This is a genomic window from Thermobacillus sp. ZCTH02-B1 (assembly GCF_002159085.1).
Classification (GTDB): Bacteria; Bacillota; Bacilli; order Paenibacillales; family Paenibacillaceae; genus Thermobacillus.
Genome location: NZ_LZRU01000032.1, coordinates 13,076 through 35,323, shown reverse-complemented (window position 1 = coordinate 35,323; position 22,248 = coordinate 13,076). Strand labels below are relative to the sequence as shown.

The following is a 22,248-nucleotide window of genomic DNA, read 5'->3' as shown; positions in this document are numbered from 1 at the left end:
AAAGGAGCATGATGCACGTATGACCGCCACCGCAAATCTCGACCTGCTGAAGGCGGAAGCGGAAGCGAACGCCGCGGCGCTCCGGGCCAACCGCTATCCGGGCCGCGGCATCATCATCGGCATGACGCCGGACGGCACCCGCTACGTGCAGGTGTACTGGATCATGGGCCGGAGCGAGAACAGCCGCAACCGGATCTTCGTCCTCGAAGACGACGGGAGCGTCCGCACCGAGGCGCGCGATCCGGCGAAGCTGACCGACCCGTCGCTCATCATCTACCATCCGGTGCGGGTGTCCGCGGGCGCCCACATCGTGACGAACGGCGACCAGACCGACACGATCGCGGACTTCCTCGCGAAGGGCGGCACGTTCGAGGACGCCCTGAAGACGCGCACGTTCGAGCCGGACGCGCCGAACTTCACGCCGCGCATCTCCGGCATCGTCCAGCCGGGCGACCCGACCGCGGCCTACAAGCTGGCGATCCTGAAGGCGAACCGCGGCATCGAGTCGCTCCCGCAGCGGCATTTCTTCACCTACGAGCGGCCGCTGCCGGGCTTCGGCCATCTCATCCACACCTACATGGGCGACGGCGATCCGCTGCCGTCCTTCGAGGGCGAACCGAAGCTCGTCCCGCTGTTCGACGATGCGGGGGAAACGCTCGACTACTACTGGAACCGGCTGGACGGGGAAAACCGCATCTCGCTGCTCGTGAAGACGATTCCGGTGCGGGGCGGCGAAGCGGCGATCACGATCCGGAACAAGGATTAAGGGGGACCTGAAGCGGTGAACATTCTGGTCATCGGAGGCGGCGGGCGCGAGCACGCGATCGTCTGGTCGCTCGCGAAGAGCAGCCGGGTCAAGAAGCTCTATTGCGTGCCGGGCAACGCGGGCATCGCGAAGCTCGCGGAATGCGTGCCGATCGGCGTCATGGAATTCGACAAGCTCGTCCGGTTCGCGAAGGAGCAGGCGATCGACCTCGTCGTCGTCGGTCCGGACGATCCGCTTGCCGCGGGCATCGTCGACGCCTTCGGGGCGGCGGGCATTCCGGCGTTCGGACCGAACAAGGCGGCGGCGGAGATCGAGGGCAGCAAGATTTTCATGAAACATCTGCTGCGGAAGTACGGCATTCCGACCGCGCGGTACGAGACGTTCGACGATTACGAGACGGCGCTCGCCCATCTGCGCAGGCAGCAACCGCCGATCGTCGTGAAGGCGGACGGCCTCGCGGCCGGCAAGGGCGTCACCGTCGCGCGCACGATCGAGGAAGCGGAACAGGCCCTGCGCGGCATGATGATCGACCGGGTGTTCGGCGCATCCGGCGCGCGCGTCGTCATCGAGGATTACCTCGAGGGGCAGGAAATGTCGATCCTCTCGTTCGTCGACGGCGAGATCGTCCGGCCGATGGTGCCGGCGCAGGACCACAAGCCGGTGTTCGACGGCGACCGGGGACCGAACACGGGCGGCATGGGCACCTACTCGCCGCTGCCGCACATCGATCCGGCGGTCGTCGAGGAAGCGGTGGAGCGCATCATCAAGCCGACGGCGGCCGCGATGGTGAAGGAAGGACGGCCGTTCCGCGGGGTGCTGTTCGCCGGATTGATGGTGACGAAGGACGGGCCGAAGGTGGTCGAGTTCAACGCCCGGATGGGCGATCCCGAGGCGCAGGTCGTGCTGCCGCGGCTGAAGACCGACCTGCTCGAGATCATCCTTGCGGCGATGGACGGCCGGCTGGATCGGATCGATATCGAATGGAGCGACGAGGCGGCCGTCTGCGTCATCCTGGCGTCGGAAGGGTATCCCGGCTCCTATCCGAAGGGCCGGCCGATCGAAGGCATCGACAAGGCGGAGGAAGCCGGCGCGCTCGTCTTCCACGCGGGCACGGCGCTGAAGGACGGCGGCTACGTCACGAACGGCGGCCGGGTGCTCGGCGTCGTCGGCCGCGGCCGGGACATCGGAGAGGCGCGGAACCGGGCGTACGAGGCGTGCGGGCTGATCCGGTTCGAGGGCATGCATTATCGGAAGGACATCGCGGCGAAGGCGCTGGCCGCACGGCGGAACTGACGGCGAAGATCGGCCCGCAAAGCGGGGCGGGCTCCGGAAGGCCGTCCGGCGGAATCGGCGGCAGGACCGCCTGCCGCGAAGCGGGTCCGGGCCCGGCGGGTGGATCGCTGCCGGCCGCACGGCAGAGAGCCGCGCCCGGGGACGGCAGCCGGCGAATCGGCGTGAGGTTGACGGTGAAGGACGGTTATGCGACGGCGGGAAGCGGGACGGAGGCTTCCCGCTTTTTGCGTAATGGCGGGATGGCGTCGGTTTCCTGCGACTGGTGATTCCTGCGACTGGTGATCAAAGGCATGCGTTCGGCGGACGGACGCGTTCGTTTCCTGACTGCCGCGGGACGAAGGCTTCCCCGTTCCCCGTTACGTCTTGCGCCCGGTTCCCGAGTCGGACTTCGTCGGCGCGGGGATCGAGGCGAGATGCCGGTGCAGCGTGTCCACCATGCGCTGCCGGCCTTCGGGCGGCGTGTCCTGCCAGATCAGCTCGAACAGCACGCCGAGCCCGGGCAGCGTCCGTTCATCCGCGCCGACCGAGCTGTCGATGATGTCGAACAGATCCTCGTTCGATTTGTCGTGCACCCGCCGGATGATCGCCTGGCGCAGATCGAGCGTGTTCACGCGGTATCCCCCCGAGAGCGGAAAGTCCCCCCTTACTATGCCCGGCAGGCGGCATGTTCATCCCCGCGCTGTGCTATAATGGGACATATCGTTTTGGAAGGAAGGGACAAGCGGTCATGCCCAGGTCTCCGAAGCAGCAGTTTGCGGTCATCGGCATGGGCCGTTTCGGTTCGAGCGTCGCGCTGACGCTCTCGAAGCTCGGCTACGAAGTGCTCGCGATCGACGCGGACGGCGCGCGCGTGCAGGCGGTGGCCAACCGGGTCACGCACGCGGTGGCGGCCGACACGACCGACGAGGAGGCGCTGCGCGCGCTCGGCATCCGGAATTTCGACGTCGTCGTCGTCGCGATCGGACAGGACATCCAGGCGAGCATTCTCACCACGCTGATCCTGAAGGAACTCGGCGTCCCGCGCATCATCGCGAAGGCGCAGAACGAGCTGCACGGCAAGGTACTGAGCAAAATCGGCGCGGACAAGGTCATCTTCCCCGAGCGGGACATGGGGCAGCGCGTCGCCCACAGCCTGATCTCGCCGAACCTGGTCGATTTCATCGAGCTGACGGACGACTACAGCATCGCGGAGCTCGAGGCGACGCCGGCCATGATCGGCCGGAACCTCAAGCAGCTCGACATCCGCGCCCGGTTCCGCTGCAGCGTCATGGCGATCAAGACCGGGGACCGGATGAACATCGCGCCGAACGCGGAAGATGCGATCCGCGAGGGCGACGTGCTCGTCATCGTCGGCCGGAACGGCGATCTCGGGAAGCTCGAGCGGCATTTTGCGGCAGGCGGGAAGTGAGGGCGCATGAAGGACAGGCCCGTCAACCCGATTCCGATCACGTCCCCGCAGAACCCGAAGGTGAAAGCCTGGGCTTCCCTCCTCGAGAAAAAACACCGCGACCGCACCGGCTTTTTTCTCATCGAAGGCGTCCATTTGCTGCAGGAGGCGCTGAAGGCGGACGGGCTCGCCGCGATCGGGGCGATCGCCGTCGACGCCGAACGCGGCTGGCCGGAGGAGCTCAGGGACACGCGCCTGCCGGAGCGGACGCCGGTCTACGCGCTGCCGGCGTCCGTCATGGCGAAGTGCACGGGCACGGACACGCCGCCGCCGGTGTTCGCGGTCGTCGCGAAGCCGCGGCATGACGGAAGCGCGCTGCACCGCGAAGGCGGCTTCGTCGTCGCCCTCGACGGCGTGCGTGATCCCGGCAACGCGGGCACGCTGATCCGCGCGGCCGACGCGGTCGGCGCCGACGCCGTCGTGTTCGGCCGGGGCTGCGTCGACCCGTACAATCCGAAGACGGTCCGTTCGACGATGGGATCGCTTTTTCATCTGCCGGTGATCGAAGGCGATCTCGCCGAGCTCCTGCCGGAGGCGAAGCGGCGCGGCGCCCGCATCGTCGGCGCCAGCCTGGACGCGCGCGTCACCTGCTACGAGTACGACTGGCGTTCCGCCTGCTGGCTCGTGCTCGGCAACGAGTCCGAAGGCCTCTCCCCGGCCGTCTCCGCCCTGGTGGACGAGCACGTGCTCATCCCGATGCGCGGACAGGCGGAGTCGCTCAATGTCGCAATGGCGGGCGCGGTGCTGATGTACGAGGCGATGCGGCAGCGGTATTTTTCCTGGTGAAGGCCGGACCAAGGGACGCCCCGTTGACGCGTCCCTCCGCGCTTGACATGCAACCGACCATGTAATCCGGATATGACACACGGGGAAAGAGACGACAAGCAGGATATCATCTTCAAGGCGCTGGGCGATCCGACACGGCGGATCATCCTCGACGAGCTGGCCGAGCGGGACGGAATGACGTTGTTCGAGCTGACGGCGCGGCTCGTCATGAAGCACAACCTGTCCATCACGCGGCAGGACCGGATGTGGTGAGATTCTTCGGTTAGCCGCCGCACGGGACCACGGTCGAGTGGGGAACGGGCGTGCGGACGGCGGCGGAGCGGTTTGTCTACGCAAACGGGGATGGAGCGCGGTGCTGATCCGCGCGCCATCCCCGCCGTCGTTTTCACGCCATGGCCCGCTTATTTCGCTTCGCCGTTCAGATACGGTAGAACGCGGCGTTCGCCCAGAACGTGTAGCTCGCGTACGTGATGCCCGGCTCGTCGGTGCGATAGGCCGCGGCGATGTCATCGGTCTGCCCGATCAGCGAGAACGACTCCAGGTAGTAGCGGCCGTCGGACAGCCTGTTGTTGGCGATCAGCCTGTAGTCTCCCGCGGGCCGGACGTTGGCATAGTAGAGCGGCTGCCACCAGGAGCCGTAGATCAGCCCGGGCTGGTCGGCTTCATTCATCTTCGCGTATTGCCGGATGATGCCGTCGAACCGGTCGCGGTCCGCCGTGCTGCGGAATTCGAAGACGAGCTCGTATTCCTTCGCGTATTCGATCCAGTTGCCGTTTGCGATCTGCCGGACTTCATGATATTCGGATTCGCCGGGATCGCCCCATTCCTTCAGATAGACGAAGGCGGAGGTGCGCGGTTCGTACTGCACCCGGGCGTCGATGCCCTCGCTGCGCAGCAGGGCGACGAGCTGCAGCGCGTGGCGGATGTCGGCGTGGGCGTACGTGATCGTCAATTCGTCGACAAAGTTGCTTTCGTACCTCGAGTCGCGGATCGTGTAGCCGGTAACGAGTTGTTCTTCAAGCGCCCGGTCGCCGATCGCCTGGAGCGCCGGGGCCTTGACGATGCCGCTTGCCCGATACGCGTTCAGCAGTTCGTTCAGGATATGGTCGTCGCTCACCCAGCCGATATACCGTTTGTACTCGCCGCGGGTTTCGAGCGTCTTGCCGAGGAGGACGGCGGCGTATTTGGCGGTCGCCGCACTCCGCTCCCGGATCAGATGATAATGGTCGGCCGGCACGAGGCCGGCATCGATGGCGGCGGCGAGCTCCTGCGCCCCCCGCAGCCCGAGCAGCGCGGTGCTCAGGCGGAACGGTTCGAGCGTCCGGTTCGCCTTGTCCGCGGGATAGGTGTAGGCGAGCTCCTTCAGCCCGGACGCCTTGACCGCGATCTGCGCGGCGTTGATCGCCGTCAGCGGCGCCCCGGGGTTCAGCGCGCCGGAGGAAATGACGCCTTCCCGGTAGAGCGCGATGGCCGCTTCATAATAGGAGCTCGACGCCTTCACATCGGTGAAGATCGAGTCGCCGTCAGCCACCGAGGCCTCCGCGTCTTCGCGGACCAGCCGGAACGCGGCGGCCGTTGCGGCGAGAAACTCGCCCTTCGTGGGCGCACCGGAGAATGCGATGCCGAACTTGTCCTTCAGGAACCGCGCATAGTCCGCGACGGTTTCCCGCGAAGCGCCCTGAACGGCCGCGGAGACGGCGTTTTCCGGACCGGAGACGCCGGCGGAGGCGGCGCCCGACACGGCCGGAATGGAAAGCAGGAGGGCGGCGGCCAACGGAATCGGGAGCAGCCTGCCGAGCAGCCGGTGAAGCGGAATGGACATGCGATGACCTCCCCATTAAAACTAAGTAAAATAGTATGAATAATTGGATTAATCCTAGCAAAGCAATCGTTCCCCTGTCAAGCGGAATTCCGGCATGCGGCGTGGCGGGATGGGGGGTTCCAGGCTGATGCGGAACATCCGGATGTCGGGGAATGGAAGAAGGATTTGCGGCCATTCGCGTTGAAAGGTGTGTTTCGGGAAAAAACGGTATTCATCTTCCGCGGGAATGCGGACATGACGATATTTATGACGATATTCTTGTCTTTCTCATAACGAAACCATTGACAAATACAAAGTAAATAGATAGGATTAAACCGAAAAAAACGATTTGGACGGGAATGGAGAGAAATCATGCCATGAAACGAACATCCATGCTTGTGCTGATGGCCGTGCTGATCGTCTCGCTGCTGGCGGCCTGCGGCGGGGGAAACAACGGGAAGGGCGGCGCGGCCGGCACGTCCGGGAGCGAGGGAACGAATGCGGGCGCGGACGCGGACGCGGGTGGCGGAGCGGAAGGCCCGAAGAAGCGGATTGCGCTCGTGCTTCCGGAGAAGATCGGCGTCAACGCGTTCTTCACGCAGATGGTGGACGGGCTGAACCAGGCGGCCGAAGATTTCGGCGTCGAAGTGAAGACGATCGAGTCGACGGATCCGGCCGCATTGGAGCAAAATTTGCGCGCCGCCGTCGCCGACGGCTACGATCTGATCATCACGAGCAGCTTCACCGCGGTCGACGCGCTGACGAAGGTCGCCGCCGAAAATCCGGACCGGCCGTTCGCGATCATCGATCAGGCGTTTGACGCGCCGAATGTCCGGAGCATCGAATTCCGCGAACACGAAGCCGCGTTCCTGCTCGGCGCGGCCGCCGGCCTCGTCACGAAGACGAACACGGTCGGCGCGGTCGTCGCGATGGACATTCCGCTGCTCGGCAAGTACACGAGCGGTTTCGAGCAGGGGCTCCGATACACGAATCCGGACGCGAACTTCCTGGTCAGCTACGTCGGCAGCTTCACCGACCCGGCGAAGGCGAAGGAGCTGGCGCTGGTGCAATACGAGCAGGGCGCCGACTTCATCGCGGGCATGTCGGCCGTCAGCGACAACGGCATCTTCGAAGCGGCGAAGGAGAAGGGCTTCCTGACCTCCGGCCAGGACGTCGACCGCACGGTCGAGGATCCGGAACACATCATCCTGTCGCAGCTGAAGGAGACCGACACGGTTGTCTACGAGACGGTGAAGGACTTCGCGCAGGGCCGTTTCACCTTCGGCACGGTCCACTACGGCCTGGCCGAGAACGGCGTCGGCCTGACGTTCGTCACGGCGGAATCGCCGTCGCCGGTGCCCGGGGTGCTCGGACAGGAGAAGATCGAGCAGCTGAAGAAGATCCGCGACGACATCGTGTCCGGAGTGATCACGGTCGTCAATCCGCTCGAACAGCAGTAAAGCTTCACTCGATCCGTCGGTTCAGATCTGGGGCAGCCGGCTGCCGGGACGCGGCCGGCTGCTGTACATGTTGCCGGGCATGAAACGCGGGGCGGAAGGGGAACCAGCATGCTGCTCCAGATGGAGAAGATCACCAAACTCTATGGCGATGTCGCCGCGAACGCGGGCGTCGACTTCACGCTCGAAGAGGGAGAGGTGCACGCGCTGGTCGGGGAAAACGGCGCGGGCAAAACGACGCTGATGCGCATCCTGTACGGCGAGGAGACCCCGACGTCCGGGACGATCCGGCTCCGCGGGAAAGAGCTGGTGCTGCGCTCGCCGGAGGATGCGATCCGCGCGGGGATCGGCATGGTGCACCAGCATTTCATGCTGTTCCCCTCGTTCACCGTGGCGGAAAACATCGTGATCGGCCGCGAGCCCCGCTCCGGCATCCTGTTCGACCGGAAGAAGGCGGCCGAGGAAGCGGCCAGGCTGTCCGCCGAATACGGGATGCCCGTCGATCCGCACCGGCGGATCGCCGACTGCCCGGTCGGGATCCAGCAGCGCGTCGAGATTCTGAAGGTGCTGTACCAGGGCGCGGACATCATCATCCTGGACGAGCCGTCGGCCGTGCTGACGCCGCCGGAAGTGAAGGAGCTGCTCGCCGCGATCCGCGGGCTGGCGCGCCGGGGCAAGAGCTTCATCCTGATCACGCACAAGTTGCAGGAAGTGATGGACGTATCCGACCGGATCACGGTGCTGCGGGACGGCCGCGTCGTGGCGACGGTGCGCGCCGCCGATACGAACGTGGACGAGCTCTCCCGCCTCATGGTCGGGCGCGAGCTCGTCCCGCTGGAGAAACGGCCGGCCAGGCCGGGCGATCCGGTGCTCGAGGTGGAGGGGCTCACGGTCCGCGGCGGCCGGGGCAAGGCGAAGCCGCTGCTGGACGGCGTGACGTTTACCGTGCGGGCGGGTGAGATCGTCGGCGTCGCGGGCGTGTCCGGCAACGGCCAGACCGAGCTGGTCGAGGCGATCGCGGGCCTCCGGCGCATCGACGCGGGCAGGATCCGGCTCTGCGGGCGCGACGTCACCGGCGCGGACGCGCGGGACCTCCGCCGGCACGGGCTCGCCCACATTCCGGAGGACCGCTACCGCTGGGGTTCGGCGAAGGAGGAATCCGTCGCCGACAACGCGGCGATGGGCCATACGGACAGCGCGAAGCGTTCCGGCTTTCTGCTGCGCGGGCGACTCCGCCGGATGGCGGAGGCGTGGATCGCCGGGTTCAAGATCAAGGCGGAATCGCCCGCCGTCAAGGCGGGCTCGCTGTCCGGCGGCAATCTGCAGAAGCTGATCGCGGCGCGCGAGCTCGCGCACGGTTCGCCGCTCGTCATCGCCGCCGAGCCGACGCGCGGCGTTGACATCGGCGCGATGGAGATCATCCACGCCGGGCTGCTGAAGCGACGCGACGAGGGCGGCGCGATTCTGCTCGTCTCCTCGGAGCTGACGGAGATTCTGAAGCTGTCCGACCGGATTCTCGTCCTGTACGAAGGGCGGATCGCCGGGGAGTTCCGGGCGGATGAGGCGACGGAGGAAGCGATCGGCAGGCTGATGGCGGGGGTGACGGACCATGCGGAACACGCGGTTTCCGCCGGCCGCGCAGGCCGATCGGACGGTGCGGATCTTGCGGCGTCTCGCGGATAGCCTGCGCGGCCTCGTCCACCCGCTCGCGGCGCTCGCCGCCGGCCTCGCCGCCGGCGCCGTCGCGGTCATTGTCGTCGGCGGCTCGGTCGGCGAGACGTACGCGGAGATGTGGAAGGGAGCCTTCGGCAGCTTCTATTACCTGACGAACACGCTGGCGCGTTCGACGCCGATCATGCTGATCGGCCTCGGCGTGGCGCTCGCGTTCCGCGCCGGCTTCTTCAATCTCGGCGCGGAGGGGCAGCTGCTCTTCGGCGCGCTGGCGGCCGCGGTGGCCGCGCTGTACCTGCCGGCGCCGCCGGCGCTTGCCATGATCGCGGCGCTCGTCGCCGGCATCATCGCGGGCGGCGCCTGGTCGCTGCTCGCGGGGTGGCTCGATGTCCGGTTCCGGCTGAACCTGCTCGTCTCGACGCTGCTCCTGAATTACATCGCGATTTACGTGTGCAGCTACTTCGTCAGCTTCCCGCTGAAGGACACGTCGGGCAGCGCGGCGATCAACCAGACGAACATGATCGACCGGGCGGTCTGGCTGCCGAAACTGTTCAAGGGAATGAGCGTGCACGCGGGCTTCGTCCTCGCGGCCGCGGCCGCGGTGCTGCTGTTTCTCGTCCTGCGCCATACGGTCGCCGGCTATCACCTGCGCATGCACGGCAGCAATCCGTTGTTCGCATTGTACGGCGGCGTGCGCCGCGGCCGGCTGATGGCCTGGACGATGCTCGCGAGCGGCGGCTTCGCGGGCCTGGCCGGCGCCGTCGAAGTGCTCGGCACGCAGTACCGTTACATCGACAACGCGCTGACCGCGCCCGGTTATGCCTGGTCGGGCATCATGGCGGCGCTGCTCGCGAATTCGCATCCGCTCGGCACGGCGGCCGCGGCGCTCCTGCTCGCGGCGCTGCAGACGGGCGGCATGGGCGTCGAGCGGAACACCGAGGTGCCGCTCGAGATCGCGAGCGTCATCCAGGCGGCGATCATCCTGTTCATCTCCGCCCGGTTCACGCGCGCGCTGCTCAAGCGCAGGAAAGCGAGGGCTGCCGATGGAACTGCTGCTTGACGTCTCGCTGTACGGCTCCACGCTGCGGATGATCGCCCCGATCCTGCTCGCCGCGCTCGGCGGTGTGATCTGCGCCCGCGTGGGCATCTTCAACGTCGGCCTCGAAGGGCTCATGCTGACGGGGGCGTTCGCGGCGATCACGGGCAATCATCTGTTCGGCGACGTCTGGCTCGCCGTCCTGTTCGCGGTCATCTGCTCCGGGCTCATGTCGCTCATCCTCGCCTGGCTGACGATCGGCCTGAACGCGAACATGATCGTCGTCGGCGTGGCGCTCAACTTCCTCGCGTCGGGGCTCACGACGTATTGCCTGTCCGCGATTTTCCACGTGAAAGGCTCCTACTACGATCCGGGCATGGCCGGCCTGCCGAAATGGGACATCCCGCTCGTCGGTGATATTCCGGGCGTCGGCGGCATCCTGTCCGGCCATTCGCCGCTCGTGTATGTCGCGTTTGTGCTCGCCTTCGTGCTGCAGTTTTTCCTGTTCAAGACGGTGAAGGGCTTCCGGCTGCTGGCCGCGGGCGAGCATCCGGAGGGGGCGCGGAGCCTCGGAATCCGGATCGACCGCATCCGGTATTGGGCGGTGCTTGCGAGCGGTGTGCTCTGCGGCCTCGCGGGCGCGCAATTGTCGCTCGGCCAGGTGACGCAGTTCACGGAGGGGATGACGGCCGGCCGCGGCTTCATCGCGCTCGTCGCGGTCATGCTCGGCCAGAACCATCCGCTGGGCGTCATGCTGGCGAGCCTGCTGTTCGGATTCATGGACGCCCTCAGCATCCGGTTGCAGGGCTACGCGCTGCCGACGCAGTTCACGATGGCGCTGCCCTACGTGATGACGCTCGCCGCGATGTTCTTGTTCAAGGATCGCGCATACTTGAGGCAGACCGGCCGTATCGATTGACGGCGGAGACCAACTCGGGAGGAGGCCCATCGGATGGACAAAATGGACAAGGCGGAACGCATCAGACGTGCACGGATCCCGGCGCCCGGCGTCAGCCCGGAACAGGCGCACCGTCTGCCTCCGGGCCAGACGCTGACGGAACGGTTCCCGATCCTGCACATGGGAGAGGTTCCGGACTACGGTGACGGTTCGGCGTGGTCGCTTCGCGTGTTCGGCCTTGTGGACGAAGAGAAGACCTTGTCCTTGGGCGACGTGATGAAGATGCCGTGGACGACCGTCGTCTGCGACATCCATTGCGTCACGCGCTGGTCGAAGTTCGACACCGAGTGGGAGGGCGTGCGGTTCCGGGACTTCATCGCGGCGGCGGGCATCCGCGTCCGACCGGAGGCGCGTTACGTGATGATCCACGCCGATCCGAACTATGAGACGAACGTGCCGCTGGAAGACCTGATGCGGGACGACGTGCTGCTCGCCTGGGGATACGGCGGCAAGCCCCTTACGCCGAAGCACGGCTGGCCGCTCCGGCTCGTCGTGCCGCACCTGTACTTCTGGAAGAGCGCGAAATGGGTGCGCGGCATCGAGTTCATGAAGGAGGACCGGCCCGGTTACTGGGAGCGGCTGGGCTACCACCACTACGGCGACCCGTTCCGGGAGCAGCGGTTCTCGGACGATTCGTACGAAATGCCGGAAGACGAATGGATGCAGTGCGATTACGACTGAAGGAGGACCCTGCCCATGAAACTGCCGGTTCTGCGCGTCGATCCGGACGACATTCCGGCGTATGCGATCGTCTGCGGCGACCCGTTCCGCGCGGAGAACATCGCGGGCAGGCTGGAGGACGCGCGGGAGCTCGCCTTCGCCCGCGAATACCGGACGTTCGTCGGACGGTATGACGGCGTCGAACTCGCCGTCGCGAGCCACGGCGTCGGCTCGCCCGGCGCCGCCGTCTGCTTCGAGGAGCTGGCGCGGGCCGGCGTGCGGACGATCATCCGCGTCGGCACGGCCGGATCACTCTCGCCGGCGTATCCGGCGGGCAGCCTGATCGTGAGCACCGCGGCGGTGCGCGAGGACGGGCTGACGAAGCAGCTCGTGCCGCCCGGCTTTCCGGCCGTCGCCGACAGCGCCGTGACGGAGGCGCTGTACCGCGAAGCCGCGGCGCTCGGCGGCCGCGTCGGCAAAGGGATCACGGCGACGTTCGATGCGTTCTATACCGGCGTCGTCGAGCTGCCGCACGCGGTGTACGCGAAGGCGGGCGTGCTCGCCGTGGAGATGGAGATCGCCGCGCTCTACGTGATTGCCGCGCTGCGCGGGATGCGCGCGGGAGCGATCGTCGCGCTGGACGGCGATGCCGATACCGTGGACGAGGCGTACAACCCGCACCGCGACATCGTCGCCGAGGCGGTCGAACGCGGGATCGGGGCCGCGCTGCGGGCGGTCGCGTCGCTGGCCCGGGCGGACGCTTCGGGCGCGGGATAACGCATGGACGGAACGATGCCTGTCCCGTACGGGGCGGGCGTTTTTGTCGAAACTCGTGGTAATATAAAAGGAGTGAGAAAAAGCGCCCGCCATCGGAGGAGAGGAGAACCGTTGAGACGTTTGCTGCATCCGCTGACCCTCGTGAGGACGGCCGGCCTTGTGGACGGCACGTCGTTGCTCGTGCTGCTCGGCATCGCGATGCCGCTGAAATATTTCGCCGACATGCCGATGGCCGTCACGATCGTCGGCACGATCCACGGCTACATCGTCATCGCCTATCTGCTCGCGATCCTGTACGCGCAGCTTCGCCTGCAGTGGCATTTCGGATGGTCGCTGCTGTGCCTCGCCGCCGCGTTCGTGCCGTTCCTCTGGTTCGCGGCGGACCGCGCGATCAGCCGGCGCAGGGACCGGTTCGAGGTGAAACCGGTTCCGCTCAAATGGCTCGTCTATGCGATCGTGTTCTTCGCGTTCATCGACCTGTTCACCCAATTGCCGGTCATGAGCACCTACGCGCAAGCGCTCGGCGCCAGCGCGGCCGTCGCGGGCTTCGTCGTCGGCATGTACTCGCTCACGAACCTGTTCGGGAACATCGCCTCGGGCATCTGGACGGACCGGAGCGGCGCGTATCCGGTGCTGACCGCCGGGCTCGCGCTGACCGCCGGCGCGCTGCTTTCCTACAGCCTCGCGGACACGCCGGGCGCGCTCGTCGCCGTGCGGTTCCTGCACGGCTTCGTGAGCGGGCTGATCGTGCCCGCCGCCTTCACGTTCCTCGCGAACGCGACCGAACGCGGACGGCAGGGCAGCCAGAGCGCGGTGTCGGGCACGTTCGTCGGGATCGCGGCGATCACCGGGCCCGCGTACAGCGGCATCATGGCGAGCCGGACGAGCGTGCCGTTCGTGTTCGCGACGGTCGCCGTGCTCGGGATCGGGCTGCTCCTGCTGACGGTGATCTTCCTTCGGAAACGGAACGCGCGAAGCGCGGAGAAGCGGCAAGAAACGGGCAGGCTGGTCTGGAAGCGGGAGCTCGTGCAGTCGTACGCGGGGGCCTTTTTCCTCATGTTCTCGCAGGGGGCGCTGGCCTATCTGCTGCCGCGGCACGTGGAGGATCTCGGTTACGATTCGCGGATGAGCGGCATGCTGCTCAGCCTGTTCGGCCTGATCGCCGTCGCGGTGTTCGTCGTTCAGGCGCGCGCGGGTTTCAGGCGGCTTGTGCCGGTCATGCGGTTTGCGGCAGGCCTTGCGATGATGGCGATCAGCCAGATCCTGCTCGGGCAGAGCGGGAACACGATCGCGCTGGGCGCCGTGATGGCGCTGTACGGCCTCGGGTTCGCGCTGCTGTTCCCGGCGATCAACACGCTGCTGATCCACGGCACGACGGAATCGAACCGCGGGCGGGCCTACGGTCTGTTCTACGCGCTGTTCTCGCTGGGCACGGTGGCCGGCTCGTCCGGCCTCGGGCTCCTGCCGCTGCCGGTTACGGGGCTGTTCGCCGTGACGGGCTGCGCCATGCTCGTCTGCGTCACGGCCGTGCTGGCGACCGTGCCGCGGGGGAAGATGTTGGCTGCGGAATCCGGACCGGATCGGGGCGAATGAGGGAATACTAACGGCAATGACCCTGGCGGGGAATGCGGGGGGATTGCCGTGAAAGATTATGTGCACATCACCCTGGATCTGCTGTTCGGTTTCGTGGGACTGTTCGTGTTCAACCAGGCGCTCGGCAAGGCGCATTTCTCCCAACTGACGCCCTTCGAATTCGTCGCGATCCTGGTGCTCGGGGATCTCGTCGGCAATGCGGTCTACCATCCGGACGTGACGGCGCTGCAAATCCTGTACGGACTCTTCGTGTGGGGGATCATCATTTACGCGATCGGGCGCCTGACGCTGAAATCGCGGAAAATGCGCACGCTGTTCGAAGGCGAGCCTTCCATCGTCATCCGGCGCGGCGAATTGCAGTACGACGTGATGCGGCGCAACATGCTCGACCTCAACCAGCTGCTCAGCCTGCTGCGGCAGCAGGGGTACTTCTCGTTGCGCGAGATCGACTATGCCGTGCTCGAGACGAACGGCATGATCAGCGTGCTGCCGAAACAGCCGTACGGCAAGCCGACGCGAAGGGATTTCGGTCTGAACGGCACGGGCGGGGGCCTGCCGATCACGCTCATCCTCGACGGAGAGCTTCAGGCGGACAATCTCGGGAAGGCTTCGCTGTCCGAGCCGTGGCTGAGACAGCAGCTTGCGGAGCAGGGCATCGAGTCGTACGAGAGCGTCCTGTACGCGGACTGGGATCCCGAAGAGGGGCTGTTCGTGATTCCGTTCCGGTGAAAAAGGCAGCCTGGCCCCGGCGCCGCTTCGCGGCGCTCCGGGCCGGGCTGCCTTTTCGCGGTTTCGGCGGGACGGCGGCCTGTCGGGCAGGAAGGCGGACCGTTGCGGGCGGACCGCTGTCCGGCACCGCCGTTGCCGTCGGACGGGTCCAGGGAACCGCGTGCCGCGGCGCGCGGACGCCATCCGCCGGAAGAGAACGCCGCTTGCCGGTTCGGGTCGCGACCCGCGGACCCAAGCCGCGACACGACGATTCGCGCCGCACCCGACGAATCGGGCTCCGACACGCCGATTCGCGCCGCCATCCGCAGGAACAGACCGTGGCGCGCCGATTCGCGCCGCAAATCCGCCGGAACAGACCGTGGCGCGCCGATTCGTGCCGTAACCCGCCGGATCAGGCCGCGACACGCCGATTCGTGCCGCAATTCCGCCGGACCGGGCCGTGACTCGGTGATTCGGGCCACATCCGCCGGATCGGGCCGTGTGACTCGCTGATTCGGGCCGCAACCCGCGGATCAGGACTTCAGCACGTCGTGGTCGACGTACCGCTCGCCGTTCAGCTTGCTGATGACGTTGATCGCGACCTTCGCGCCGTCGCCGGCCGTGATGATCGTGTGGACGCTGACGCCCGCGACCGTGCCGGCCGCCCAGATGCCGTCGATGTTCGTCCGGCCGTCCGCGTCGACGTCGATGACCGTCTTGATGCGCGGCTCGGTGCCGTCCTTCAGCTTCAGACCGATCTTCTCGGCAAGGTCCGTCGCAAGGCCGGTCGCGATGATGACCTGCGACGCCTCGAACGTCTCGCCGGCTTCGGTCTCGATCCGGAACTTGTCGCCGTCCTTCACGACGTTCGTGACGGTGGCCTGCTTCAGCTCGGCGCCGAACTTCGCCGCCTGCTTCTTGCCGGTCTCGACGAGGTCCGGCCCCGTGATCTCCGGAACGCCGTAGTGGTTCTCGATCCAGGCGCGCTTCGTGATGCTCTTGTCGTTGTCGAGGAGCAGCGTCTTCTTGCCGGCCTTCGCGGTGAACAGCGCGGCGCTTGCGCCCGCGGGGCCGGCGCCGATGATGGCGATGTCGTACACGGGGATCACTCCTTGCATACGGAATGTGCGGGCACAGCATGATGCCTGAGGAACATTTTATACAAATATGTTGAGAAAATCAAAAAGCGGCCTGCGGGAAAAGCGGCCCGAGGGTTGGAGAATCGGCCCGTGACCCGCGTTTTGCGGCTCCGCGGAGCGGATCCGGACGCATGCAAGGTTCGGGACCGCATCGTGCGGCAAACGGCGGGCGCATTTCTGACCGGACGGTCATTCGCGATGGCGGTTTGAAATCCGATCCTCCCTTGAGCTAGAATAAAACCGTTCTGAACCATCGGTCAGTACAAGTCGGCGCCAAGACAACAGACAAAAGGGAGTGGAAACGGTTGAACGGCATCATCCGGTTTTCGTTGAACAACAAGTTCGCGCTGTGGATCATGACCTTCATCGTCGTTGCGGCCGGCCTCTACGCCGGGCTCACGATGAAACAGGAGACGATCCCGGACATCAACGTTCCGGTCATCGCGGTGACGACCGTGTATCCGGGCGCGGCGCCCGACGAGGTGGCGGAGCGGGTGACGCGGCCGATCGAGCAGCGGCTGAAAAATCTGAACGGCGTCGATGCGATCATGTCGACGTCCGCCGAGAACTACTCGCTCGTGGTCATCCAATACGAGTACGAGAAGAACATGAAGGAGGCGCTCGAAGAGGCGCGGGAGGCGGTGGATGGCGTCTCGCTGCCGGAAGGCGCGCAGGAGCCGGCGCTGAGCCGCATAACGATCAACGCCATGCCGGTGCTCGTCGTCAGCGTCAGCAGCGACGCGATGCCGCTCGAGCAGCTTACCGCGCTCGTCGAGGAAGAGCTGCGGCCGTCCATCGAAGGACTTGACGGCGTGCAGGAAGTGCACATCTCGGGGCATTACGTCAGGGAAGCCGTCCTGACCTGGAAAGAGGACAAGCTGACGGAGCTCGGACTTTCGAAAGAGACGGTGCAGGGCATCATCCGGGGTTCGGTGCTGAAGGCGCCGCTCGGCCTGTTCGAGATGGAAGGCACGCAGAAAAATATCGTCGTGGACGGCGGCGTCCGCACGCTTGAGGAACTGCGCAATCTCGCGATTCCGGTCATCCCGTCCGGCGGAGGAGCCGGCGCCGGCATGGGCGGTCCCGGGATGGGCGGAGCCGCCGGCATGGGGAACGGCATGGACGGCGCGTTCGGCATGGGAGGCGGAGCGGGCGATGCGGCCGGCATGGGCGGCGCGTTCGGCCCGGGCGCATCCGCCGGTCCGGACGCCGTGGACCTGGACGGCGCCGCATTCGGCATGGACCCGGCGGCCGGTCCGGACGCCGCCGCGGACGCGGCGGGAGCAGGCGCCGGAATCCCGGACGCCGCAGGCGGGGACGGCTTGCTCGCCGCGCTGATGAACGGCGGTTTGCCGACGGTTCCGCTTTCGGAGATCGCGGACATCGAGCTTGTCGGCCGGGCGGAGTCCATTTCGCGCACGAACGGCAAAGAAGCCATCGCCGTGCAGATCGTCAAGGCGCCCGATGCGAACACCGTCGAAGTCGTGAATCAGGTCAAGGCAGAACTGAGCGCCTTCAAGGAGCGGCATGAAGGACTTGACTTCATCACGATGCTGGACATGGGCGAGCCGGTCGAGCAATCGGTCGCGACGATGCTCGACAAGGCGCTGTTCGGCGCGATCTTCGCGGTCATCATCATCCTGATGTTCCTGCGCAACGTCCGCTCGACGCTGATCGCGGTCATCTCGATCCCGATGTCGCTCCTGATCGGCATCCTGCTGCTCAAGCTGAACGACATCACGCTCAACATGATGACGCTGGGCGCGATGACGGTCGCGATCGGGCGGGTCGTGGACGACTCGATCGTCGTCATCGAGAACATTTACCGGCGCATGTCGCTGAAGGGCGAGCAGCTCAAGGGCAAGGCGCTCATCCTTGCGGCGACGAAGGAAATGTTCATTCCGATCATGTCGTCGACGATCGTGACGATCGCGGTCTTCCTGCCGCTCGGGCTCGTCAGCGGCTTCGTGGGCGAACTGTTCCTGCCGTTCGCGCTGACGATGGTGTACTCGCTTCTCGCGTCGCTGCTCGTCGCGATCACGATCGTGCCGATGCTGGCGCACACGATGTTCCGGAAAGGTCTGCCCGAGAGCAGGCAAACCGAAGGCCCCGGCGCGCTGGCGAAGGCCTATCAGCGCGGCCTGCGCTGGGCGCTCAGCCGCAAGGCCGTGACGTTCTCGGTTGCGGTGCTGCTGCTCATCGCCAGCGCCTGGCTCTTCCGGTTCGTCGGCACGAGCTTCCTGCCGGAGGAAGACCAGAAGTACGCGATCCTCTCCTATTCGGCGGCGCCGGGCGAGCTGCAGGAAGAAGTGTACGATCTCGCGCTGAAGGCCGAAAGCTACCTGATGAATCGCGCGGATGTGACGGATGTCTCGTTCGGGATCGGCAGCCGGGCGGGGGTCGGCGGCATGGCGGGCTTCGGCTCGGACCGCGACGCGCTCTTCTACGTCATGTTTGACGATGAGACCGAGAATTTCGCGGAAGTCAAGGAGCAGGTGCTCGCCGACATCCAGGCGGCGGCCCCGGGCGAAGGCGAATGGGGACTGTTCGACATGTCCGCCATGTTCGGCGCGGGCGGCTTCAGCATGTACGTGTTCGCCGACAGCTATGAAGAAATCAGGGAAGCGGCCGAAAAAATCAAGGCGGTCATGGAAGAGGATCCGAATTTCAAGGACATCGAGACGGGGCTCGAAGAGACCTACGACCAGTACACGCTGCGGGCGGACCAGGCGAAGCTCGGCCGGTACGGGTTGACGACCGCCAACATCATGCTCGCGCTCGCGCCCGCGCGGGAGCGGACCGTCCTGACGACGATCGAGGCAGACGGCGAGGTGTACAGCGTCTACGAGCAGTCGGAGACGGCAAGCTACGGCACGATTGACGACATGACCGGCGTGACGCTCGCGTCGCCGCTCGGCTTCGAAGTGCCGATCCGGGATGTCGTGACGGTCGAAAGCGGCGAATCGCCGAACACGATCCGACTGCTGGACGGCCGGATCTATACGGAGATCACGGCCGAAGTGACGGTGAAGGACGTCGGCAGGGCGACTGCCGATCTCAAGAAGAAAATGGACGAACTCGAACTGCCGCGTTCGGTCGACGTCGAGTTCGGCGGCGTCGTCGAACAGATGAACGAGACGTTCTATCAGCTCGGCCTGGCGATGGCCGCCGCGATCGCGATCGTCTACCTCGTGCTCGTCATCACGTTCGGAGGCGGTCTCGCTCCGTTCGCGATCCTGTTCTCGCTGCCGTTCACGGCGATCGGCGCGTTCCTCGCGCTGTGGCTCACGGGCGAGACGCTGAACGTCTCGGCGATGATGGGGCTGCTCATGCTGATCGGCATCGTCGTCACGAACGCGATCGTGCTGATCGACCGCGTCATCCACAAGGAGCGGGACGGTCTCCCGACCCGGGAGGCGCTGATCGAGGCGGCCGGCACCCGGCTGCGCCCGATCCTGATGACCGCCTTCGCGACGGTCGGCGCCCTCCTGCCGATGCTGTTCAGCATCAAAGGCGCGGGCATCATTTCGCGGGGGATGGCGGTGACGGTCATCGGCGGCCTGACCAGCTCGACGCTGCTTACGCTGTTCATCGTGCCCGCGGTCTACGAAGTGCTGATGCGCCTGCGCCGCAGAAGCAGCGAGGAGCGGATCTGATTGCCGGACCGCAAACGGCTGATCGTGGCCGCCGCCCAGCGCGTGTTCGCGCGCAAGGGCTACCGTTCGGCGTCGATGCGGGAGATCGCCGAGGAGGCCGGCGTCGCCAAGGGGTCCATATACCTCCACTTCAAATCGAAGGACGAGCTTGCGCTGGCCGCCGTCGCCGACGTCTACGACCGGATCCGGCGGCGGATGGCCGAGCTCGAGGCGGATGAGGATCTCACGCCGCGCGAGCGGTTCATCCGCCAGCTCGAGGAGCAGCTTGCCACGGGTTCGGACAACGCCGAGTGGATCCGGCGGCTCTGGCGCGAGCATGCGGACGGCATCCACGAGGCGCTGCCCGGGTTCGTCCTGCGGATCCGGGCGGAGACGACGGAATGGCTGCTGCGGTCGATCCGGGACATGTACGGCGAGCCCTGCGCGCCTTACGCCGGCGACATCGCGCTGATGATGCAGGGCGCGCTCGGGGAAGTCGTCGGCTGCCATCTGCTCGGCGGCAAGCCGATCGAACCGCAGCGTCTGGCCCGTTACCTCGTCCGGCGGATGGACGACATCGCCGCCGGGCTCATCGGGAGCGGCGAGCGGCCGCTGGTGGAAGGCGAAGAGCTCGACGCGCTGATGCGGCGCCTTGCCGGCGGCGGCTGCGGACCGGCGGCTTGGCAGGCGTCCATCCGGGAGCTGCGCGGCAGGCTGGGGGTCGTGCGGGCCGGCGCGGATGCCGGCGAGCTGGAGGAAGCGCTCGACCTGCTGGCGGCCGAGGCGACGAAGCTGCTGCCGAACCGCGTCGCGCTGCGCGCCCTGCTGGGCCACGTGCGCGCCCTCGCGCCCGAGCCGCTTCGGCCGGACGTTGACCGGCTGGAGCGGGACATGTTCGACGGTTGAAATCATGCGCCGCCGCGGCGTTATCCTCGCCGACGGCGGCTTTCGCATTTTCCGGAGCGGCGGGCCACTGCGGCCGTGCGGACATATTTCGCCGCCGCCGGCTTTATACTACGCATGGAATCTGTGCCGGAACGGCGGGGAAGTGAACGCATGGCCTTTGTCGTACTCGTCGTGTTGATTTTGGTGAACGCATTTTTCGCCGCATCGGAGATCGCGCTCATCTCGCTGAACGACAACCGGATCCGCGCGATGGCGGAGGACGGCCACAGGAAGGCGAAGCTTCTCGCCGGACTCCTGCGCGAGCCGAGCCGGTTCCTCGCGACGATCCAGATCGGGATCACGCTGGCCGGTTTTCTCGCGAGCGCGTTTGCGGCCGAGAGCTTCGCAGGCGATCTGGCGGCGTTCGCCGCGGACCGGGGAGTGCCGTTGCCGCTTGAAGTGCTGCACACGATCGCGCTGGTCGCCATTACGCTCGTGCTGTCCTATTTCACGCTCGTGTTCGGGGAGCTGGTGCCGAAGCGGCTGGCGATGAAGAAGGCGGAGCCGATCGCGATGCTCGCCGTCCGGCCGCTCGTCGTCCTCTCGGCGATCACCCTTCCGGTCGTGCGGCTGCTCACGTGGTCGACGAATCTGGTCGTGCGTCTGTTCGGCGTCGATCCGAACGCGGACGACGAGGAGGTGACGGAGGAAGAGATCCGGATGATGGTCGATGTCGGCGAGGAGCGGGGGGCGATCGACGAGACGGAGAAAATGATGATCAACAATATTTTCGACTTCGACAACAAGACCGTCTCGGAGATCATGACCCACCGCATCGACGTCGTCGGCATTCCGCTCGGCGCGACGCTGAAGGAGATCGTCGAGACGATCGACAGCGAGAAATATACGCGTTACCCCGTCTACCGCGAGCACATGGACGACATCGTCGGCATCCTGCACGTGAAGGACCTGACGATGTACCTGACGGAATGCGACGAAGAGGCGTTCGATCTGAAGAAGCTGCTGCGCAAGCCATTCCATGTGCCGATGCATCGGCCGATCGACAAGGTGTTCCGCGACTTCCAGAAAAACAAGGTCCACATGGCGATCGTCATCGACGAATACGGCGGCACCGCGGGCATCGTCACGATCGAGGACCTGCTGGAGGAGATCGTGGGCAACATTTTTGACGAATATGACGAGGATGTCCGCGATATTGTGAGAATGGACGATCAGTCGCTGCTCGTGAGCGGCACTGTCGACCTCGACGAGATCGAGCGGATGCTCGATATCGGGCTGCCGACGGACCGGTACGATACGGTGAGCGGCTTCGTGATCGGCGAGCTCGGCCGGTTCCCCGAGGCGGAGGACGAGGCGGAGATCGTCTGGGAGGGATATCTGTTCCGCGCGGAAGGCCCGGTCGACAAGCGCATCGCGAAGGTGCGGATCCTGCCGCCGGGATGCCGCCAGGCGGAGGCGGACCTTGCGGTGCCGCGTGAAGAGGGGGGTGATCATCCCGGTTGAAGTGAACAACGGTCCGCGGGCCGTTCATGACCGTTGGGGCGACGTGCCGTTAACGGTCCGTGGGACCGCTAATGGCCGTTCGCGCGGGGCGCGGAGTCGCGTTAACGGTCTG

The 22,248-nt window shown here is 66.1% G+C and carries 19 protein-coding genes; 16 read left to right on the top strand and 3 right to left on the bottom strand.

All coding sequences use genetic code 11. From position 1 onward, the window contains the following. The first annotated feature begins 19 nt into the window (after positions 1 to 19). Together A9Z00_RS13160 and purD are read left to right on the top strand one after the other, a co-directional pair. Positions 20 to 766 (top strand): IMP cyclohydrolase, encoded by a 747-nt coding sequence (locus tag A9Z00_RS13160; RefSeq protein ID WP_296978296.1) that lies wholly within the window; start codon positions 20 to 22, stop codon positions 764 to 766. Positions 767 to 781: 15 nt separating this feature from the next. Beyond that, positions 782 to 2,059 (top strand): phosphoribosylamine--glycine ligase, encoded by a 1,278-nt coding sequence (gene purD, locus A9Z00_RS13155; RefSeq protein WP_296978293.1) that lies wholly within the window; start codon positions 782 to 784, stop codon positions 2,057 to 2,059. 356 nt (positions 2,060 to 2,415) lie between these two features. Here purD and A9Z00_RS13150 read toward each other — a convergent pair whose 3' ends face one another. Continuing rightward, positions 2,416 to 2,670 (bottom strand): small acid-soluble spore protein SspI, encoded by a 255-nt coding sequence (locus A9Z00_RS13150; RefSeq protein ID WP_296978292.1) that lies wholly within the window; start codon positions 2,668 to 2,670, stop codon positions 2,416 to 2,418. A gap of 116 nt (positions 2,671 to 2,786) precedes the next feature. Between A9Z00_RS13150 and A9Z00_RS13145 the strand changes: the two genes are divergently transcribed. From A9Z00_RS13145 to A9Z00_RS13135, 3 genes are all read left to right on the top strand, one after another. Next, on the top strand, positions 2,787 to 3,467 hold the full coding sequence (locus tag A9Z00_RS13145) for a potassium channel family protein (RefSeq protein WP_296978290.1): 681 nt from the start codon (positions 2,787 to 2,789) through the stop codon (positions 3,465 to 3,467). A 6-nt stretch (positions 3,468 to 3,473) separates the two neighbouring features. Beyond that, positions 3,474 to 4,292 carry a TrmH family RNA methyltransferase gene (locus A9Z00_RS13140; RefSeq protein ID WP_296978287.1) on the top strand — a complete coding sequence of 273 codons (819 nt, stop codon included), beginning with the start codon at positions 3,474 to 3,476 and terminating at the stop codon, positions 4,290 to 4,292. 72 nt (positions 4,293 to 4,364) lie between these two features. Then, positions 4,365 to 4,544 carry a winged helix-turn-helix domain-containing protein gene (locus tag A9Z00_RS13135; protein WP_367189573.1) on the top strand — a complete coding sequence of 60 codons (180 nt, stop codon included), beginning with the start codon at positions 4,365 to 4,367 and terminating at the stop codon, positions 4,542 to 4,544. A 166-nt stretch (positions 4,545 to 4,710) separates the two neighbouring features. Here the strand turns inward: A9Z00_RS13135 and A9Z00_RS13130 are convergent, their stop codons facing one another. Next, entirely contained in the window at positions 4,711 to 6,114 is a 1,404-nt protein-coding gene (locus A9Z00_RS13130; protein ID WP_296978284.1) for an S-layer homology domain-containing protein, read from the bottom strand. A gap of 356 nt (positions 6,115 to 6,470) precedes the next feature. On the opposite strand from A9Z00_RS13130, the gene A9Z00_RS13125 reads away from it, so the two are divergent. From A9Z00_RS13125 to A9Z00_RS13090, 8 genes are all read left to right on the top strand, one after another. Continuing rightward, positions 6,471 to 7,553, top strand: a complete 1,083-nt coding sequence (locus tag A9Z00_RS13125; protein ID WP_296978281.1) for a BMP family lipoprotein — start codon at positions 6,471 to 6,473, stop codon at positions 7,551 to 7,553. Between the two features lie 108 nt (positions 7,554 to 7,661). Then, positions 7,662 to 9,233 (top strand): ABC transporter ATP-binding protein, encoded by a 1,572-nt coding sequence (locus A9Z00_RS13120; protein ID WP_296978278.1) that lies wholly within the window; start codon positions 7,662 to 7,664, stop codon positions 9,231 to 9,233. Then, positions 9,214 to 10,281, top strand: coding sequence for an ABC transporter permease (locus A9Z00_RS13115; RefSeq protein WP_483316310.1), 1,068 nt, complete (start codon positions 9,214 to 9,216; stop codon positions 10,279 to 10,281). The genes A9Z00_RS13120 and A9Z00_RS13115 overlap by 20 nt, the downstream gene beginning before the upstream one ends. Beyond that, positions 10,265 to 11,176 carry an ABC transporter permease gene (locus A9Z00_RS13110; protein WP_296978272.1) on the top strand — a complete coding sequence of 304 codons (912 nt, stop codon included), beginning with the start codon at positions 10,265 to 10,267 and terminating at the stop codon, positions 11,174 to 11,176. Before A9Z00_RS13115 ends, A9Z00_RS13110 begins: the two co-directional genes overlap by 17 nt. Before the next feature lie 42 nt (positions 11,177 to 11,218). Beyond that, positions 11,219 to 11,896, top strand: coding sequence for a sulfite oxidase-like oxidoreductase (locus tag A9Z00_RS13105; protein WP_483316313.1), 678 nt, complete (start codon positions 11,219 to 11,221; stop codon positions 11,894 to 11,896). A gap of 15 nt (positions 11,897 to 11,911) precedes the next feature. Further along, positions 11,912 to 12,652, top strand: a complete 741-nt coding sequence (locus tag A9Z00_RS13100) for a nucleoside phosphorylase (RefSeq protein ID WP_296978267.1) — start codon at positions 11,912 to 11,914, stop codon at positions 12,650 to 12,652. 111 nt (positions 12,653 to 12,763) lie between these two features. Further along, entirely contained in the window at positions 12,764 to 14,245 is a 1,482-nt protein-coding gene (locus A9Z00_RS13095; RefSeq protein ID WP_296978264.1) for an MFS transporter, read from the top strand. Positions 14,246 to 14,293: 48 nt separating this feature from the next. Beyond that, positions 14,294 to 14,974, top strand: coding sequence for a DUF421 domain-containing protein (locus tag A9Z00_RS13090; RefSeq protein WP_296978261.1), 681 nt, complete (start codon positions 14,294 to 14,296; stop codon positions 14,972 to 14,974). A 512-nt stretch (positions 14,975 to 15,486) separates the two neighbouring features. On the opposite strand, the gene A9Z00_RS13085 is transcribed toward A9Z00_RS13090, so the two are convergent. After that, positions 15,487 to 16,053, bottom strand: a complete 567-nt coding sequence (locus A9Z00_RS13085; RefSeq protein WP_296978258.1) for an NAD(P)/FAD-dependent oxidoreductase — start codon at positions 16,051 to 16,053, stop codon at positions 15,487 to 15,489. Between the two features lie 344 nt (positions 16,054 to 16,397). Between A9Z00_RS13085 and A9Z00_RS13080 the strand changes: the two genes are divergently transcribed. The 3 genes from A9Z00_RS13080 (at position 16,398) to A9Z00_RS13070 (ending at position 22,136) form a co-directional block, all read left to right on the top strand. Next, positions 16,398 to 19,748, top strand: a complete 3,351-nt coding sequence (locus A9Z00_RS13080) for an efflux RND transporter permease subunit (protein WP_296978255.1) — start codon at positions 16,398 to 16,400, stop codon at positions 19,746 to 19,748. Next, positions 19,749 to 20,633: a TetR/AcrR family transcriptional regulator gene (locus tag A9Z00_RS13075; protein ID WP_296978252.1), complete on the top strand. Its 885-nt coding sequence runs from the start codon at positions 19,749 to 19,751 to the stop codon at positions 20,631 to 20,633. It begins immediately after the preceding gene. 150 nt (positions 20,634 to 20,783) lie between these two features. After that, positions 20,784 to 22,136: a hemolysin family protein gene (locus tag A9Z00_RS13070; protein WP_296978248.1), complete on the top strand. Its 1,353-nt coding sequence runs from the start codon at positions 20,784 to 20,786 to the stop codon at positions 22,134 to 22,136. Positions 22,137 to 22,248: the final 112 nt, after the last annotated feature.

Bases quoted from the DNA above. Each gene is read 5' to 3' on its own strand.
- A9Z00_RS13160 (WP_296978296.1), top strand. From the start codon at position 20: ATGACCGCCACCGCAAATCTCGACCTGCTGAAGGCGGAAGCGGAAGCG.
- A9Z00_RS13145 (WP_296978290.1), top strand. From the start codon at position 2,787: ATGCCCAGGTCTCCGAAGCAGCAGTTTGCGGTCATCGGCATGGGCCGT.
- A9Z00_RS13140 (WP_296978287.1), top strand. From the start codon at position 3,474: ATGAAGGACAGGCCCGTCAACCCGATTCCGATCACGTCCCCGCAGAAC.
- A9Z00_RS13135 (WP_367189573.1), top strand. From the start codon at position 4,365: ATGACACACGGGGAAAGAGACGACAAGCAGGATATCATCTTCAAGGCG.
- A9Z00_RS13130 (WP_296978284.1), bottom strand. From the start codon at position 6,114: ATGTCCATTCCGCTTCACCGGCTGCTCGGCAGGCTGCTCCCGATTCCG.
- A9Z00_RS13125 (WP_296978281.1), top strand. From the start codon at position 6,471: ATGAAACGAACATCCATGCTTGTGCTGATGGCCGTGCTGATCGTCTCG.
- A9Z00_RS13120 (WP_296978278.1), top strand. From the start codon at position 7,662: ATGCTGCTCCAGATGGAGAAGATCACCAAACTCTATGGCGATGTCGCC.
- A9Z00_RS13110 (WP_296978272.1), top strand. From the start codon at position 10,265: ATGGAACTGCTGCTTGACGTCTCGCTGTACGGCTCCACGCTGCGGATG.
- A9Z00_RS13105 (WP_483316313.1), top strand. From the start codon at position 11,219: ATGGACAAGGCGGAACGCATCAGACGTGCACGGATCCCGGCGCCCGGC.
- A9Z00_RS13100 (WP_296978267.1), top strand. From the start codon at position 11,912: ATGAAACTGCCGGTTCTGCGCGTCGATCCGGACGACATTCCGGCGTAT.
- A9Z00_RS13070 (WP_296978248.1), top strand. From the start codon at position 20,784: ATGGCCTTTGTCGTACTCGTCGTGTTGATTTTGGTGAACGCATTTTTC.